Annotated in this window: 8 protein-coding genes, 17 tRNA genes and 3 rRNA genes; 3 read left to right on the top strand and 25 right to left on the bottom strand. The window is 48.4% G+C overall.

What is annotated here, in order from left to right; all coding sequences use genetic code 11:
- Positions 1–40: 40 nt before the first annotated feature.
- The gene (locus MHI38_RS18070) at positions 41–1,117 is read right to left on the bottom strand and encodes an ABC transporter substrate-binding protein (protein WP_341181932.1); all 1,077 of its coding nucleotides are present in this window, start codon (positions 1,115–1,117) and stop codon (positions 41–43) included.
- 161 nt (positions 1,118–1,278) lie between these two features.
- Entirely contained in the window at positions 1,279–2,343 is a 1,065-nt protein-coding gene (locus MHI38_RS18065; RefSeq protein WP_261769672.1) for an ABC transporter ATP-binding protein, read from the bottom strand.
- A 389-nt stretch (positions 2,344–2,732) separates the two neighbouring features.
- On the opposite strand from MHI38_RS18065, the gene MHI38_RS18060 reads away from it, so the two are divergent.
- On the top strand, positions 2,733–3,650 hold the full coding sequence (locus MHI38_RS18060) for a LysR substrate-binding domain-containing protein (RefSeq protein ID WP_154892066.1): 918 nt from the start codon (positions 2,733–2,735) through the stop codon (positions 3,648–3,650).
- Between the two features lie 138 nt (positions 3,651–3,788).
- Positions 3,789–4,649 carry a hypothetical protein gene (locus MHI38_RS18055; protein ID WP_154892067.1) on the top strand — a complete coding sequence of 287 codons (861 nt, stop codon included), beginning with the start codon at positions 3,789–3,791 and terminating at the stop codon, positions 4,647–4,649.
- Positions 4,650–4,837: 188 nt separating this feature from the next.
- Here the strand turns inward: MHI38_RS18055 and MHI38_RS18050 are convergent, their stop codons facing one another.
- From MHI38_RS18050 to MHI38_RS17940, 23 genes are all read right to left on the bottom strand, one after another.
- The gene (locus MHI38_RS18050) at positions 4,838–5,272 is read right to left on the bottom strand and encodes a hypothetical protein (RefSeq protein ID WP_154892068.1); all 435 of its coding nucleotides are present in this window, start codon (positions 5,270–5,272) and stop codon (positions 4,838–4,840) included.
- Between the two features lie 151 nt (positions 5,273–5,423).
- Positions 5,424–5,494: transfer RNA gene (locus MHI38_RS18045), tRNA-Gly, on the bottom strand.
- A 12-nt stretch (positions 5,495–5,506) separates the two neighbouring features.
- Positions 5,507–5,580, bottom strand: a tRNA-Pro gene (locus MHI38_RS18040).
- Between the two features lie 15 nt (positions 5,581–5,595).
- A tRNA-Arg gene (locus tag MHI38_RS18035) sits at positions 5,596–5,672 on the bottom strand.
- A 6-nt stretch (positions 5,673–5,678) separates the two neighbouring features.
- Positions 5,679–5,753 (bottom strand) — tRNA-Gly (locus MHI38_RS18030).
- A gap of 8 nt (positions 5,754–5,761) precedes the next feature.
- Positions 5,762–5,849 (bottom strand) — tRNA-Leu (locus tag MHI38_RS18025).
- A 12-nt stretch (positions 5,850–5,861) separates the two neighbouring features.
- Positions 5,862–5,934 (bottom strand) — tRNA-Lys (locus tag MHI38_RS18020).
- Between the two features lie 8 nt (positions 5,935–5,942).
- Positions 5,943–6,017, bottom strand: a tRNA-Gln gene (locus MHI38_RS18015).
- 13 nt (positions 6,018–6,030) lie between these two features.
- Positions 6,031–6,106 (bottom strand) — tRNA-His (locus tag MHI38_RS18010).
- 92 nt (positions 6,107–6,198) lie between these two features.
- Positions 6,199–6,274: transfer RNA gene (locus tag MHI38_RS18005), tRNA-Thr, on the bottom strand.
- 19 nt (positions 6,275–6,293) lie between these two features.
- A tRNA-Asp gene (locus MHI38_RS18000) sits at positions 6,294–6,371 on the bottom strand.
- A gap of 28 nt (positions 6,372–6,399) precedes the next feature.
- A tRNA-Met gene (locus MHI38_RS17995) sits at positions 6,400–6,473 on the bottom strand.
- 17 nt (positions 6,474–6,490) lie between these two features.
- A tRNA-Val gene (locus tag MHI38_RS17990) sits at positions 6,491–6,566 on the bottom strand.
- A 7-nt stretch (positions 6,567–6,573) separates the two neighbouring features.
- Positions 6,574–6,645, bottom strand: a tRNA-Glu gene (locus MHI38_RS17985).
- Between the two features lie 17 nt (positions 6,646–6,662).
- A tRNA-Ser gene (locus tag MHI38_RS17980) sits at positions 6,663–6,754 on the bottom strand.
- A gap of 1 nt (position 6,755) precedes the next feature.
- Positions 6,756–6,831, bottom strand: a tRNA-Asn gene (locus MHI38_RS17975).
- A 1-nt stretch (position 6,832) separates the two neighbouring features.
- Positions 6,833–6,908 (bottom strand) — tRNA-Ala (locus tag MHI38_RS17970).
- Positions 6,909–6,935: 27 nt separating this feature from the next.
- Positions 6,936–7,009: transfer RNA gene (locus tag MHI38_RS17965), tRNA-Ile, on the bottom strand.
- Positions 7,010–7,065: 56 nt separating this feature from the next.
- Positions 7,066–7,182 (bottom strand): 5S ribosomal RNA (gene rrf, locus MHI38_RS17960).
- A 149-nt stretch (positions 7,183–7,331) separates the two neighbouring features.
- Positions 7,332–10,259, bottom strand: a 23S ribosomal RNA gene (locus MHI38_RS17955).
- A 345-nt stretch (positions 10,260–10,604) separates the two neighbouring features.
- Positions 10,605–12,160, bottom strand: a 16S ribosomal RNA gene (locus tag MHI38_RS17950).
- Together the 16S, 23S and 5S rRNA genes with 17 tRNA genes alongside form the textbook arrangement of a ribosomal RNA operon.
- A 729-nt stretch (positions 12,161–12,889) precedes the next feature.
- The gene (rocF, locus tag MHI38_RS17945) at positions 12,890–13,870 is read right to left on the bottom strand and encodes an arginase (RefSeq protein WP_154892208.1); all 981 of its coding nucleotides are present in this window, start codon (positions 13,868–13,870) and stop codon (positions 12,890–12,892) included.
- 57 nt (positions 13,871–13,927) lie between these two features.
- On the bottom strand, positions 13,928–15,130 hold the full coding sequence (locus MHI38_RS17940) for an ornithine--oxo-acid transaminase (RefSeq protein ID WP_154892226.1): 1,203 nt from the start codon (positions 15,128–15,130) through the stop codon (positions 13,928–13,930).
- A 483-nt stretch (positions 15,131–15,613) separates the two neighbouring features.
- On the opposite strand from MHI38_RS17940, the gene MHI38_RS17935 reads away from it, so the two are divergent.
- Positions 15,614–16,258: an FCD domain-containing protein gene (locus MHI38_RS17935; protein ID WP_154892209.1), complete on the top strand. Its 645-nt coding sequence runs from the start codon at positions 15,614–15,616 to the stop codon at positions 16,256–16,258.
- Positions 16,259–16,310: the final 52 nt, after the last annotated feature.

Genomic DNA, 16,310 nt, shown 5'->3' with positions numbered 1-16,310 from the left:
AGCATCACCTGTTGTCCACCGTTTCTGTAGTTGCGTTCACTTATTTAAAAGTTTCGGAGAAACGTGCTGCGGTTTCATCACCATGCTCGCTCATCCAGTTCCAATCCACTTTCAGTTGCGGAATATCCTTCACGTTGGCACGGTTGGTTGCTTCGATATCTTCGCGTCCTGGAATCAGGTATGCATCTGTAACCAGCTTCTGTGCTTCATCCGACAACAGGTAGTCGATAAATGCTTTGGCATTCTCTACGTTAGGGCTGGATTTTAGAATGGCCGCCGGTCTTGGGCTAATCACTGTACCCTCTTCAGGGTATACGATATCCAGCGGTTCCCCTTTGGCTTTGGCGGAATAAGCCATATAGTCTACACCTGCTGCCACAATGCTTTTCGCACCCGTAATCACCGGGTCAAGGGCTTCCTGATTCGCTCCTGCCATCGCTACACCGTTCGCTTTGTAGGCGTTCAGCAGATCCCATCCTTTTTCACCATTGGCGCTCAGGTAACCTGTAATGAAATCAAGTGCGGAGCCAGATAGGGTCGGATCAGGAATATTCACTTTATCTTTCCATGCGGATGTTGCGAGTTCAGCCCAGCTTGTAGGCGGGGTTGTCACCAGTTTGCTGTTATACACAATACCCAGTGCAGATGCACTACTGCTAAAATAGTTTCCGTCTGCATCCGACCATTCCTTATTCAGCTTGTCCGCATTCGCGGCTTCCGGATATGGCAATGTGAGTCCATCCGCTTTCAGAGCTTGTGCCGAAGGCAAGGAAGCCAGAATAACGACATCTGCTACCGGATTGGCTTTTTCCGCCTCCATACGAGCCAAAATTTTACCCGTCGTTCCCTGGAACATCTCGACCTCAATGCCTGTCTTCGCTGTAAATCCATTCACGATATTGTCTGCCAGCTTCTGTGGACCTGCACTGTACAATACCAGTTTGCCGCCTGCTGCTTTATTCGGCGCTTCCGCTGCCGCTGCAGCATTTCCTTCCCCTGCGGGCTGTGCTGCGTTTCCAGTCGTTGTATTCCCCGTGCTACATCCGAATAGACTCAGACTCATCACTGCTGTTAATAAAAGTGTTGCACTCTTTTTACTTGATTTCATACCGAACATGTCCATTCCAGCTCCCTTAGTTTCGAATTAGAGTAAAACTGCAAGTGTTTGCTTCCATTTCTTCGATCATATCTTCTTTATTTTTTTCTGTTATTGTCTTCATTTCATTGTGCTTTACGTTTTGAAAAGCTTTGTCGCTGTAGTTCACTGTAAGTCGCTATCTATCGAGCTACGGCGATCACTTCTCGCTGTTTAACACTAGCATTCGGCTTCATATCATGTTTCATATCCAGCTTTGGACTGCCCTCCTGGCTCTGCGCATCATGCATTCGGCAGATTCGTTCCGGCGAGACATAGAGCTGAATTTTCTCTCCAACGCTTAATCTATGATTCGCATATGCTGTCCACACGCCCAGTCCTTCCATCTGCACACGTACCTCGTAGCGTTCTCCCACATAGCTGACGCTGAGAATAATTCCGGGGTAGCCCAGATCATCGTGGCTTGTTTTGTTCCAGGTGACATATTCCGGCCGAACCATGGATTCGTTTGGCGTAAGCCAATTGGACTTTCCGATAAACGATGCGACATAAGAGTCACTTGGCGCAGAGTAGATCGTTTCCGGGGTACCTTTTTGCAAAATCCGCCCCTTCTGCATCACCACGATCTCATCTGACATCGACATGGCCTCAATCTGATCATGTGTCACATACAGGGCAGTGAGTCCCATATCGCGTACCAGTGACATCATCTCAATCCGCATCTCTTCTCGCAGCACAGCATCCAGTGCACTCAGCGGCTCATCAAACAAGATAACACCCGGCTTCACCGCTACTGCTCTGGCAAAAGCAACCCGCTGCTGCTGTCCACCCGACAGCTGATGAGGATACCGATCTTCCATGCCTTGCAGTCGAACCATGCCAAGTGCTTCATTAACCTTTTGCCGCAGATCAGCCTTCTGTTTGCCTGCTTTCAAGCCAAAAGCTACATTTTCATATACCGTCATATGCGGCCATAATGCAAAATCCTGAAACACCATGCCCAGATTACGCTTGTGTGTCGGTTTATCAATCCGCTTTGCTGTAGAGTAGAAGTACTCCCCATCTGCACGAATCTCCCCCGCATCCGGCTGTTCCAGCCCGGCAATCATGCGGAGCAACGTCGTTTTGCCGCAACCCGAAGGGCCAAGCAAAGTGGTGAATTTTCCGTGTTCAAGCGTCAGATCCGTGGGCAATAGTGCAGGCGTTTGATGAAATGATTTTTGAATTCCTGTTAACTCCAGTTTCATAAGCACCCCTGCCTGTCCTCTTTACTAAACTTTTATTGCACATCCCTTGGACTACTCTCTTGTTTTACTCTGTTATTGTGTTTCTCTGTTATTTCGATTTCTTCTGTTGCTTTTGGCTTTAGCTTATCTAGTTAATATTGCTCTGCTTGAGCTTATCCCCTTTAAACTGCTCTTGTACTGTTTTCAGTCTAACGCTCGCTTTCGAGAGTTGTTTGTTATGTTTGTAAAATGGGAATTAACTTTTTAGATGAATTCTGTTGATGTTCATAGATTAAATCTATAGATAGACACGGTATGATCTTTCATTGAATTTTCTATGTGCTTTCCATGGAGGAATCGGATTATTATACATACCGCGAAGTTGTAGAACAGAGGAGTGTGGGAGAAACATGAACCTGATCAAATTACAAATTGTTGAACTGATCGACAAGTATCATCATATGACAAGTGTGGCCGAGATTCTGGGCATCAAGCAACCAACGGTTACGTTTCATATGAAGTCACTGGAGGAAGAGATGGGGGTTCGTTTATTCGAATCTCGCAGTGGAAAAACATTTCTGACCGAAGCTGGACAAGCCTTGCTTCACTATAGTGTCAAAATCAATGCCCTAACCCAGGAGGCCCGCCGCGTCGTCAAGGAATACGATAGCCTGTACCGGGGTACGCTCCATATTGGAGCAAGTTATGTTCCGGCTACATACCTGCTACCCGCGATGCTTCATACGTTTTCTCAAGAGTTTCCGGGTATTCGGATGTTGTTGTCTGTCAAACCAGCCCCGGTTATCCGCGAGATGGTCATCCGGCATCAGCTTGATCTGGGCATCATCTCATCCGAACCGTTTGTTGGGTCGGTATTACACGCTGAAACGTTATGTGAGGACGATCTTGTGCTCATCTGCTCTCCGCAACATGGGCTGACTCAGAAAGAATCGTTGCATCCTGAGGATATTGCACAGGTGCCTTTTGCTCTACACGGTGATGAGTCCAGTACGCGAAGGCTGACCAACCACTGGCTTGTACAGCACGATATCCGGCTGCGGAGCACCGTGGAGATGGATTCCCTGGAAGCGATCAAACAGCTTGTGTTACTTGGCGGTCACATCTCCTTCATGTCGCGGATGGCCGTTCAGTGGGAGGAACAGCAGGGTCTTATTCAGGTGCTTCCCATTCCGGGGGAGCAGGCACCACGCCATATTTATACCGTTCATAACAAGGATCGCCACCCTTCTGTTCAGGTCAATCGGTTCATCGAAGTTCTACACGAAGTTATGAACACACAGCCTTTACTCCATCAGCCTATCGGTTGAACCTATATAAACTATCGCGGGCCATTCATGAAATCTATGCAAGGTTAACGTAATGTGCGCTTCCCGTTAATCGTATTCAGAAACTTGCACGGTAAAGTGGGGTCTGTACGTTAATCCAGATTAGGAGAGTGATTGGTTTTGAAAAAATGGAAAAAAGTAACCGCCTCGTTGATGCTGAGCATCGTCACCCTGGGAAGTGGACTAACATTTCTGGATACGCCGCAGGCTTCAGCTGCTGCCAACGCCGTTCCCGCTTATGAAGTGAAGTTCCTCGCCAAGCCGGAGCTTGTGTTAAACGCCAATGGAACACCGCGCAGTGAGGTCATCCAGACCCTGGGGCTTAACGCTACACCACGAAATATCAATGTGGAGTACTTTGACACCAATGCTCTCGGATTGGATGCCCAAGGTTGGAACGTCCGTTTTCGCAAAAAGGATGATAAAAACAACTTCGAATTAACCTACAAGAAGCGTTATCCTGTCATTAACGGGGATATCAATGCAGCACTGACACTTGCAAATCAGGAAGGCTTCGATTCATCAGATGATAACTACGAGGCTGAAATTGACTGGGGATACGGTAAACAAACACTTAGCTTCTCCAACACGAAAAAAGTAGACACCAAAACAACTGGCACACAGTTGCCTTCCGAAAAGGATGCCTTGAATCTGCTATTGGACAAGCTTCCCGGTAAATTAAAAAACTGGTCTGCCTCCAACTGGGGCAAACAACAACTTACACAGGCCCGTGCCTATGGCCCAATCACCTTCCAACGGTATGAAGGTACATGGAACGGTCAGGAGCTTACCCTGGAAGTATGGCCGATCCGCAACGCAGCAGGTACGGATATTGAAAATATCGTCGAGGTTTCATTCAAAACAGATGACGCAGCAACCGTATCTGGTCTACGTAACCAATTACTACAATTGCTTCAAAACAAAAACTGGTTGATCCCTGCCGATGGTCTGAAAACACAGACCATCCTGGAACGGTATTAATGTAAAGCGATATGCAGTAGAAACAAAAGCTCCTCCTGCTTCTTTAGATAGAAGCAGGAGGAGCTTTTGATTTTCATCATATTTATCCGATAATTTAAACATTAGCTTTCACAAGACAAATGTTCTTTTTCCGGGGGACATATATTAACTATGTATATTCTACACCACTAAAACTAAGCGATCACGAATTACAATCGAATTACCCCATTACTTGAGTTATTAGTGAACAACTGTCTCTCGATCTCCCATAAAAAAGTTTTAGCTACTGAAGACTTAAAAAAAGCTAATTTTATTTTTCGATGTCTGCCGTTCATATGATAACCAATAATCAGAAAACTTTGGAATTTCATTACTTCTCGTTGGTTAGGGTGATGTACGCCACTCACTTTACTTAGTGAAAGCTCGAATATTTGTTGATCTGCTTGTATGTATAAGTTTCCGTTACCTAGTAGTACATCCACTTTCTTACCCTCCGGCACCTGAGGTAGACCTGAATAATGAATTCCGACTGAATGTAATGCTGCACCATATTTTTTCTTTAATCTGTTCGATTTTCTCGTTTGGGTAATTCCATAAATAATTATGGCGATCATCACAAAGACAAGGAATATAATAGGGCCCATTTAACAACCTCCTGTAACTTTTCTACTTTTGATTAAGAATAGATTACCACAAAACCCCAACATACGGTTCACTTGATCCGTATAAGCCAACTTATACACACTAAAAATAAAAAAAGAGTTCTTGCATTATGCAAGAACTCTTTGAATCGTAAGCGGGTGATGGGAATCGAACCCACGCTATTAGCTTGGAAGGCTAAAGTTCTACCATTGAACTACACCCGCATAAACGAAAAATCGGGATGACACGATTTGAACATGCGACCCCCTGGTCCCAAACCAGGTGCTCTACCAAGCTGAGCTACATCCCGATATAAAGGAAATAATGGCGCGCCCTGAGAGATTCGAACTCCCGGCCTTTTGATTCGTAGTCAAACGCTCTATCCAGCTGAGCTAAGGGCGCAAATATTGGAGCGGAAGACGGGAATCGAACCCGCGACCCTCGCCTTGGCAAGGCGATGCTCTACCGCTGAGCCACTTCCGCAAAATATATGGTGCGGTCGAGAGGACTCGAACCTCCACGGGGGGTTAGCCCACACGGACCTGAACCGTGCGCGTCTGCCAATTCCGCCACGACCGCATAATATGAAAGTGAGTCATGAAGGATTCGAACCTTCGACACCCTGATTAAAAGTCAGGTGCTCTACCAACTGAGCTAATGACTCATAGTAAATGGCTGGGGATATAGGATTTGAACCTATGCATGACGGAGTCAAAGTCCGTTGCCTTACCGCTTGGCTAATCCCCAATAAAGAAAACTATGGGGCGATCGAGGGGAATTGAACCCCCGAGTGCCGGATCCACAAACCGGTGCGTTAACCACTTCGCCACGATCGCCATAAAATCAAACCTTAAAGCATGAGTTTTTAGTATTACCATCAGAGCTTATATTATACAACTTATAAACCTCTAATTGCAAAATACTAAAATGGTGCCGGCGAGAGGACTTGAACCCCCAACCTACTGATTACAAGTCAGTTGCTCTACCAGTTGAGCTACACCGGCGCGGTGTAAAGTATTAAAATGGCGGAACCGACGGGATTCGAACCCGCGATCTCCTGCGTGACAGGCAGGCATGTTAGGCCAACTACACCACGGTTCCAGATCACTTTCGGTTAGGAAAGCTACAATTGCGGGGGCAGGATTTGAACCTGCGGCCTTCGGGTTATGAGCCCGACGAGCTACCGGGCTGCTCCACCCCGCGTCATTTAAAAAAATATATGGTGGAGGCTGAGGGGATCGAACCCCCGACCCTCTGCTTGTAAGGCAGATGCTCTCCCAGCTGAGCTAAGCCTCCGAAAATATGACCCGTAGGGGATTCGAACCCCTGTTACCTCCGTGAAAGGGAGGTGTCTTAACCCCTTGACCAACGGGCCTCACTAAAAAAGAATTATGGCGGAGAGAGAGGGATTCGAACCCTCGAGACGCTTGTGACGCCTACACGATTTCCAATCGTGCTCCTTCGGCCAGCTCGGACACCTCTCCATGGCTCCCCGAACAGGACTCGAACCTGTGACAACTCGATTAACAGTCGAGTGCTCTACCAACTGAGCTATCAGGGAATGGTGGAGCCAAGCGGGATCGAACCGCTGACCTCCTGCTTGCAAGGCAGGCGCTCTCCCAGCTGAGCTATGGCCCCATTCATGTATTTCTTATGCAGTTACTATGGGCCTTGGTGGACTCGAACCACCGGCCTCACCCTTATCAGAGGTGCGCTCTAACCAACTGAGCTAAAGGCCCACATATACATCCCATATCCCTAACGAGGGGGCAAAAAAAATACCCCAAAGGGAATCGCTTGGCGGCGTCCTACTCTCCCAGGACCCTGCGGTCCAAGTACCATCGGCGCTAGAGGGCTTAACGGTCGTGTTCGGGATGGGTACGTGTGGAACCCCTCCGCCATCGCCACCAAACGCGATTGGTCGAAGCATAGCTTCTTCCATATCAATCAGAACTGAAAATCATACACACATTCCGTGATGTACCGATTTTCACTTCATTCAGAGTGTTGTTCTCTGAAAACTAGATTCGAAACGAAACGTACGCGATTTACAACTTGCTATTGGATAAGCCCTCGACCGATTAGTACTGGTCAGCTCCATGCATTACTGCACTTCCACCCCCAGCCTATCTACCTCGTCGTCTTCAAGGGGTCTTACATACTGGGAAATCTCATCTTGAGGGGGGCTTCACGCTTAGATGCTTTCAGCGCTTATCCCGTCCGTACATAGCTACCCAGCGGTGCTCCTGGCGGAACAACTGGTACACCAGCGGTACGTCCATCCCGGTCCTCTCGTACTAAGGACAGCTCCTCTCAAATTTCCTACGCCCACGACAGATAGGGACCGAACTGTCTCACGACGTTCTGAACCCAGCTCGCGTACCGCTTTAATGGGCGAACAGCCCAACCCTTGGGACCTACTTCAGCCCCAGGATGCGATGAGCCGACATCGAGGTGCCAAACCTCCCCGTCGATGTGGACTCTTGGGGGAGATAAGCCTGTTATCCCCAGGGTAGCTTTTATCCGTTGAGCGATGGCCCTTCCATGCGGTACCACCGGATCACTAAGCCCGACTTTCGTCCCTGCTCGACTTGTAGGTCTCGCAGTCAAGCTCCCTTATGCCTTTGCACTCTTCGAATGATTTCCAACCATTCTGAGGGAACCTTTGGGCGCCTCCGTTACTCTTTAGGAGGCGACCGCCCCAGTCAAACTGCCCACCTGACACTGTCCCCGCACCGGTTTACGGTACCAGGTTAGAACCTAGATACGATCAGGGTGGTATCCCAACGGTGCCTCCACGCAAGCTGGCGCTCACGCTTCAAAGGCTCCCACCTATCCTGTACAGATCGTACCCAAATTCAATATCAAGCTGCAGTAAAGCTCCATGGGGTCTTTCCGTCTTGTCGCGGGTAACCTGCATCTTCACAGGTATTAAAATTTCACCGGATCTCTCGTTGAGACAGCGCCCAAGTCGTTACGCCATTCGTGCGGGTCAGAATTTACCTGACAAGGAATTTCGCTACCTTAGGACCGTTATAGTTACGGCCGCCGTTTACTGGGGCTTCGGTTCACAGCTTCGGGATTACTCCCTAACCACTCCCCTTAACCTTCCAGCACCGGGCAGGCGTCAGCCCGTATACTTCGCCTTACGGCTTCGCACAGACCTGTGTTTTTGCTAAACAGTCGCTTGGGCCTTTTCACTGCGGCCCCCTCGTGCTATTCACACTACCGGGGCACCCCTTCTCCCGAAGTTACGGGGTCATTTTGCCGAGTTCCTTAACGAGAGTTCTTCCGCGCGCCTTAGAATTCTCTTCTCGCCTACCTGTGTCGGTTTGCGGTACGGGCACCTTCATCTGGCTAGAGGCTTTTCTTGGCAGTGTGAGATCATGACCTTCGCTACTGTAATTTTCACTCCCCATCACAGCTCAGCCTTACGGTTAGCGGATTTGCCTACTAACCAGCCTTACTGCTTGGACAGGCATCCATCAGCCTGCGTCACTACCCTACTGCGTCCCCCCATCGCTCGTAACGATTTACGGTGGTACAGGAATTTCGACCTGTTGTCCTTCGACTACGCCTTTCGGCCTCGCCTTAGGTCCCGACTTACCCTGAGCGGACGAGCCTTCCTCAGGAACCCTTAGGCTTTCGGCGGATCAGATTCTCACTGATCTTTTCGTTACTCATACCGGCATTCTCACTTGTATAATGTCCAGCGCTCCTTACGGTACACCTTCAACCCTTATACAACGCTCCCCTACCCCTGATGCAAAGCATCAAGCCATAGCTTCGGTGGTGTGTTTAGCCCCGTTACATTTTCGGCGCAGAGTCACTCGACCAGTGAGCTATTACGCACTCTTTCAATGGTGGCTGCTTCTAAGCCAACATCCTGGTTGTCTGTGCAACTCCACATCCTTTCCCACTTAACACACACTTGGGGACCTTAGCTGATGGTCTGGGCTGTTTCCCTTTTGACAATGGATCTTAGCACTCACTGTCTGACTCCCGGAAGTAAGTCTATGGCATTCGGAGTTTGACTGAGCTTGGTAACCCTTGCGGGCCCCGCACCCAATCAGTGCTCTACCTCCACGACTCTGTTTTCCGAGGCTAGCCCTAAAGCTATTTCGGGGAGAACCAGCTATCTCCGAGTTCGATTGGAATTTCTCCGCTACCCCCACCTCATCCCCGCATTTTTCAACATGCGTGGGTTCGGGCCTCCAGTGCGTGTTACCGCACCTTCACCCTGGACAGGGGTAGATCACCCGGTTTCGGGTCTACGTCCACGTACTCATTCGCCCTATTCAGACTCGCTTTCGCTGCGGCTCCGGCTCTTCACCTTAACCTTGCACGGGAACGTAACTCGCCGGTTCATTCTACAAAAGGCACGCCATCACCCCTAAAACGGGCTCTGACTTTTTGTAAGCACACGGTTTCAGGTTCTATTTCACTCCCCTTCCGGGGTGCTTTTCACCTTTCCCTCACGGTACTGCTTCACTATCGGTCGCTAGGAAGTATTTAGCCTTGGCAGATGGTCCTGCCGGATTCATACGGGGTTTCACGTGCCCCGCACTACTCGGGATCCGTCTCGGAGGGAACAGACTTTCAATTACAGGGCTTTTACCTTCTTTGGCGGGCCTTTCCAGACCTCTTCGCTTAACCGGTTCCTTTGTAACTCCATGTGAGACGTCCCACAACCCCAAAGAGCAAGCTCTTTGGTTTGGGCTTCTCCGCGTTCGCTCGCCGCTACTGACGGAATCACTATTGTTTTCTCTTCCTCAGGGTACTTAGATGTTTCAGTTCCCCTGGTATGCCTCTACATAACCTATGTATTCAGTTATGAGTAACTGGATATTACCCCAGCTGGGTTTCCCCATTCGGACATCCCCGGATCAAAGCTTGCTTACAGCTCCCCGAGGCAGTTTCGTTGTTCGCCACGTCCTTCATCGGCTCCTAGCGCCTAGGCATCCTCCGTGTGCTCTTAGTAGCTTAACCATATGCTCCGGTTTCGTCTGCTCGCTTCCCTTGTTTTGGACTACGTCCAAAGCCAAAAGTCGCTCCCACCCGATACCATCGCAATTGCATTATCTACCGTTTTTATTGAAACTTGTTATACACAAGTTCAGCTAAAAAGGAATGTTCTAATTCGCGTTTGTTTCGTTTCGATATCTAGTTTTCAAAGAACAAATCGTTTGGTTCGGGCCGTTCACGGATGTGTCGGTCGAATCAACGAGAAGTTTTGAGAGTTTGAGCTCTCAAAACTGAGCAACGAGTGAGTAACTAGCCGACCTGGCTAGATTAGATTTGAATGTCTTCGTTGCAGAAGACGATTCTCCATAGAAAGGAGGTGATCCAGCCGCACCTTCCGATACGGCTACCTTGTTACGACTTCACCCCAATCATCTATCCCACCTTCGGCGGCTGGCTCCTTGCGGTTACCCCACCGACTTCGGGTGTTATAAACTCTCGTGGTGTGACGGGCGGTGTGTACAAGACCCGGGAACGTATTCACCGCGGCATGCTGATCCGCGATTACTAGCAATTCCGACTTCATGCAGGCGAGTTGCAGCCTGCAATCCGAACTGAGACCGGCTTTGTTGGGATTGGCTCCATCTCGCGATTTCGCAGCCCGTTGTACCGGCCATTGTAGTACGTGTGTAGCCCAGGTCATAAGGGGCATGATGATTTGACGTCATCCCCACCTTCCTCCGGTTTGTCACCGGCAGTCTATCTAGAGTGCCCACCCGAAGTGCTGGCAACTAAATATAAGGGTTGCGCTCGTTGCGGGACTTAACCCAACATCTCACGACACGAGCTGACGACAACCATGCACCACCTGTCTCAACTTTCCCCGAAGGGCACCTAACGCATCTCTGCCTCGTTAGTTGGATGTCAAGACCTGGTAAGGTTCTTCGCGTTGCTTCGAATTAAACCACATACTCCACTGCTTGTGCGGGTCCCCGTCAATTCCTTTGAGTTTCAGTCTTGCGACCGTACTCCCCAGGCGGAGTGCTTAATGTGTTAACTTCGGCACCAAGGGTATCGAAACCCCTAACACCTAGCACTCATCGTTTACGGCGTGGACTACCAGGGTATCTAATCCTGTTTGCTCCCCACGCTTTCGCGCCTCAGCGTCAGTTACAGCCCAGAGAGTCGCCTTCGCCACTGGTGTTCCTCCACATCTCTACGCATTTCACCGCTACACGTGGAATTCCACTCTCCTCTTCTGCACTCAAGTCACACAGTTTCCAGTGCGATCCGGGGTTGAGCCCCGGGATTAAACACCAGACTTACATGACCGCCTGCGCGCGCTTTACGCCCAATAATTCCGGACAACGCTTGCCCCCTACGTATTACCGCGGCTGCTGGCACGTAGTTAGCCGGGGCTTTCTTCTCAGGTACCGTCACCTTGAGAGCAGTTACTCTCCCAAGCGTTCTTCCCTGGCAACAGAGCTTTACGATCCGAAAACCTTCATCACTCACGCGGCATTGCTCCGTCAGGCTTTCGCCCATTGCGGAAGATTCCCTACTGCTGCCTCCCGTAGGAGTCTGGGCCGTGTCTCAGTCCCAGTGTGGCCGATCACCCTCTCAGGTCGGCTACGCATCGTCGCCTTGGTGAGCCGTTACCTCACCAACTAGCTAATGCGCCGCAGGCCCATCCCCAAGTGACAGATTGCTCCGTCTTTCCAGTTCTCTTCAGGCGAAGAAAACAAGTATTCGGTATTAGCTACCGTTTCCGGTAGTTGTCCCAAGCTTGAGGGCAGGTTGCCTACGTGTTACTCACCCGTCCGCCGCTAACCATCCGAGAAGCAAGCTTCTCTTCAAGTCCGCTCGACTTGCATGTATTAGGCATGCCGCCAGCGTTCGTCCTGAGCCAGGATCAAACTCTCCAATAAAGATGAATTTCGTCAGCGTCGTTAAACGCGGTGAAACTCATCGGGGTATTGAAAAGAGCGATAAGCTCATTTTGAATCTGACGAGATTAAAAATCTCATTTGTGTTCCAGTTTTCATACAGCCAGATGGCATGTACCAAAAACCTTCACGTCATTCTGCAAGCAGAATGTTTACTCACTCGTTGTTCAGTTTTCAAAGATCAAACTTGTTCTCGCTACCGAAACCAGTTCGTTTCAGCAACTCTTATATAATATCATGTCCGAACCAACTTTGCAAGCTCTTTTTTTAAGTTTCTTTCGAAGCTTGTTTTCAATGGCTTGCCGCACCATGTAAGCTGTGTTTTCTTGGCCGGAATTAGAATATACCATGTATGACATAACAATGCAATACTTATTTTAAAAATATAAAATTCCATCAGATTCCCTCATATAAACTAGGACTTATATCATTATAGACATGAACTTTAAGAAACCATATCCAACTTATGAAGCTGTGTAATACACTCGCGACGTCGCGCTCATTTCACAAATCACAAACCGAAACCGGATAGAAACTGTAATATGACATCAGACGAACGATCACAGCTGTACCACAACATTTATTAACGTAATAAATACAGGGAAGCCGCGTATATGATCAGCAAAATATTTCAACCGACCAATAACACAACTCCCCTGCAACATACCTTATAGATCATACCTGTTCCCTCTGAGCACTTTCCGCTTCCTTCTATAGAATAGATTTCCCTAACAAAGATGCAATTAATCCAACACCAAGCCGTGCCGTATGCCGGTTCTGATCAAGTAGCGGGTTCACTTCGACCAATTCCATAGATACAACCTGGTTGCTCGTAGCTAAACACTCCATTGCAAAATGCGCTTCTCGATAACTCAACCCACCCGGTACAGGTGTCCCCACCCCTGGCGCTTCACGCGGATCAAGGCAGTCCATGTCAAAGCTAACATGAATACCGTCCGTCCCATCTCCCGCAATCATCATCGCCTGATCAATGACCTGTTGCATCCCCAATCGATCAATATCATGCATCGTAAAAGCTCGAATGCCCAGTGCTCTGATCTGCTCCTTCTCGTACTCATCCAGATCACGAAGTCCGATATACACCAGATTGGACGGATTCACAAAGGAACCAGCACCTCTGATCTGTGACAAATTAAAAGCCGAATGCCCCAGAAACGCAGCCACGCTCATTCCATGCATATTCCCAGTCAAACTATGTTCTTCGGTATTCAAGTCTGCATGAGCATCGAACCAGATCACACCTAAATTGCTGTAATGAGCAGTTAACCCGGCCAAAGTACCGATGGCTACACTATGGTCTCCCCCAAGCACAACTGGAAAGGCTTCCTCTTCAAGAGCAGATGCTACTTCTTGACACACATACTCACTGACCTGCTGAACCTCATTCAGATACTTTACCGTCTTGCGCCCAAGTGAAGTTGCTGATTGTGTAGGGCAATCCACACGCACCTCTCTATTCAAGAGAAACCCCAAACTCGCAATTTCACGCTTCAACCCGGCGGTGATCAGTTCATCAGGGCCTAACTCGGCCCCATTTCTAGCACCAGCTAATCCAAAAGGAACTTTAATCAGAGCCACTTCTTGTTGATGAGTATTTACATGGCGAGTGGCCTGACCAGATACATTTGCTATCCCCCGCTCCCGCGAAGCCAAAACATCCTCATTCTTCATAAAGTATCGCTCCTTTTCATCGTTGTCGAATTATAGTCCACTGATGCCGCCTTACCTTTACGATGAAGCATCACTAAGCACTTCTTTAATGATCTCTATAGCCCAATCAATCTCAGATTCGTTGATAGTTAGTGGGGGAGCAAAACGAATGGTTGTTTCATGCGTTTCTTTACAAAGTAACCCCGCCGACATCAGACGTTCGCAATAAGGTCGTGCAGGACCATCGAGCTCAACCCCAATGAATAGACCTTTGCCCCGAATTTCCCGAATGGCAGAGCTCTGAATACCTTGAAGTTGTTCCATAAAATAATTCCCCAGCCGCTCTGACCGCTCCGCAAGCTGCTCATCTTCCAAAACATCCAATGCGGCAACTGCCACCGTACAGGCAAGTGGATTACCCCCAAACGTAGAACCATGCGATCCCGGCTCAAACAGATCCAGGATATCTGCTCCGGCAGCGATTGCCGAAATCGGCATCACACCACCTCCAAGCGCTTTGCCCATAATCCATATATCTGGTTCGGCACCCTCCCAATCAGAGGCGAATCGACGCCCCGTTCTTCCAAATCCGGTCTGGATCTCATCCGCCATGGTCAAGACTCGCTGCTGTCTGCATATCTCAAACGCCTCGGACAAGTATCCAACTGGAGGAATAATAATTCCCGCTTCGCCCTGAATGGGCTCAACAAGGAAACCCGCCGTATTCGGTGTGATCGCTTGTCTCAACGCCTCCAGATCACCGTAAGGGATAATTCGAAATCCAGGTGTGAACGGTCCAAAATCCTTTTTATATTCAGCAGATGAAGAAAAAGAAGTAACCGTCAGGGTTCTTCCATGAAAATTGCCAGAACATACAATAATTTCAGCACGATTTTCAGGTACCCCCTTACAACGATATGCCCATCTGCGTACAGCCTTTATCGCTGTTTCAACCGCCTCTGCTCCTGTATTCATAGCTAATATTTTGGCTTTACCCGTAAACGTGGACAGTTTTTGATAAAATATCGCTGCAGCATGGCTGTGAAATGCCCGTGATGTCAATGTGACCTTGTCTGCCTGATCTTTCAACGCTTGAATGATGACAGGGTGTCTATGTCCATGATTCAGTGCTGAATACGCACTTAACATATCCATATATCGGCGGCCTTCAGGGTCCTCTACCCACACCCCTTCTGCCTGTTCAATGACGATGGGAAGTGGATGATAATTAGGTGCAGCATACGTTTCCGACCATTGAATGAACATCTCGGTATCTGGCATTCCTTCACAACCTTCCGCATAATATTGTATACAAAATACAGTAACAGTGTATGCGAGTTGATCTGCGTTTACGACTTGTTTCCTCTTTTTCCGCATCCGCCCTGTTTGTATACCAGCACTCCAACATATCAAAATAGCTTTATCTTTCTTAAAGATGAACCTCTATACCTCGGGTGAAGAATCCGTGTGAACCCATTTTAAATTTGTATACAATATACATAGTATGATATGCGCTTGTTTATATCTTCAATAGTAGCAAACCCATACGAGGATGACAACGCTTTTTCGATCATTTCCATACTATAATTCCAAAAAATGTTCACTGAACATTGCCACTTATGTATCTCCCCACATGTGAACTTTGCTTGCCCAACTCCCCCCTCGATGGTAAGATGATAAAAACTTGAAACACCCGGAACAGCGCGCCCTGTATGGCTTCATTAACCATCGATCGTCACTATACATATAGAAGGGAGAATTTGTATGGAGGTTCCTAAATACCGTTCCTTGAAAGATCACGTCTACGATTACATCGCTCAGAAGATTCAGGACGGGACGCTACTTCCCAACCAGAAGATTAACGAAGCCGAAATTTGCAAAAGGCTGGATATCAGTCGTACCCCTACCCGGGAAGCTTTATTTCAGTTGACCTCTGACAATCTATTGCAATATATCCCACGCAGGGGATTTATTGTTGCTCCTTTTGACACAAGCAAAAAGCTCGAATTCTCGCAGGCCATCGGTGCACTGGAGGCATTAGCCGCCACGCTGGCAGTGGATCACCTCAAAGCGTCAGAACTTATAGAAATGAAAGCCCTGATCGCCCGTATGGATGAAGACATCAATCAACTCGATCTGGCTGCCTACAGCAAAGATCAGTATCTGTTTCACAACCTATACATCCAGCGCTGCGGCAACGCCACCGTCATCGAAATGTTGAACACACTTAAGAATAGCTTTATCCGTCAATCCTATGTCAGTGATAACAAGCCAAAACTATCCGAGGTGCTACATGAAGTCAATGAGGAGCACAGACAGATTTTAAGTGCGTTTCGTGCGAAGGACAAACCACAGCTGGAAGCACTGCTCAAACATCACTGGCGTATTATTGATAACGACATGCTGTAACCTACTACTTATAAACGTGAGAGGCAACTCACATCATAACGAAGGTGAGTTG

It is taken from the genome of Paenibacillus sp. FSL K6-1558 (genome assembly GCF_038002565.1).
Classification (GTDB): Bacteria; Bacillota; Bacilli; order Paenibacillales; family Paenibacillaceae; genus Paenibacillus; species Paenibacillus polysaccharolyticus.
The sequence above is the reverse complement of the archived record's forward strand: the minus strand, read 5'-3'. Positions and strand labels throughout refer to the sequence as shown.

What these genes read in the sequence shown, in the direction of transcription:
- MHI38_RS17935 (WP_154892209.1), top strand. Translation starts at nt 15,614, where the DNA reads ATGGAGGTTCCTAAATACCGTTCCTTGAAAGATCACGTCTACGATTAC.
- MHI38_RS18050 (WP_154892068.1), bottom strand. Translation starts at nt 5,272, where the DNA reads ATGGGCCCTATTATATTCCTTGTCTTTGTGATGATCGCCATAATTATT.
- MHI38_RS18070 (WP_341181932.1), bottom strand. Translation starts at nt 1,117, where the DNA reads ATGTTCGGTATGAAATCAAGTAAAAAGAGTGCAACACTTTTATTAACA.
- MHI38_RS18065 (WP_261769672.1), bottom strand. Translation starts at nt 2,343, where the DNA reads ATGAAACTGGAGTTAACAGGAATTCAAAAATCATTTCATCAAACGCCT.
- MHI38_RS17940 (WP_154892226.1), bottom strand. Translation starts at nt 15,130, where the DNA reads ATGCCAGATACCGAGATGTTCATTCAATGGTCGGAAACGTATGCTGCA.
- MHI38_RS18060 (WP_154892066.1), top strand. Translation starts at nt 2,733, where the DNA reads ATGAACCTGATCAAATTACAAATTGTTGAACTGATCGACAAGTATCAT.
- rocF (WP_154892208.1), bottom strand. Translation starts at nt 13,870, where the DNA reads ATGAAGAATGAGGATGTTTTGGCTTCGCGGGAGCGGGGGATAGCAAAT.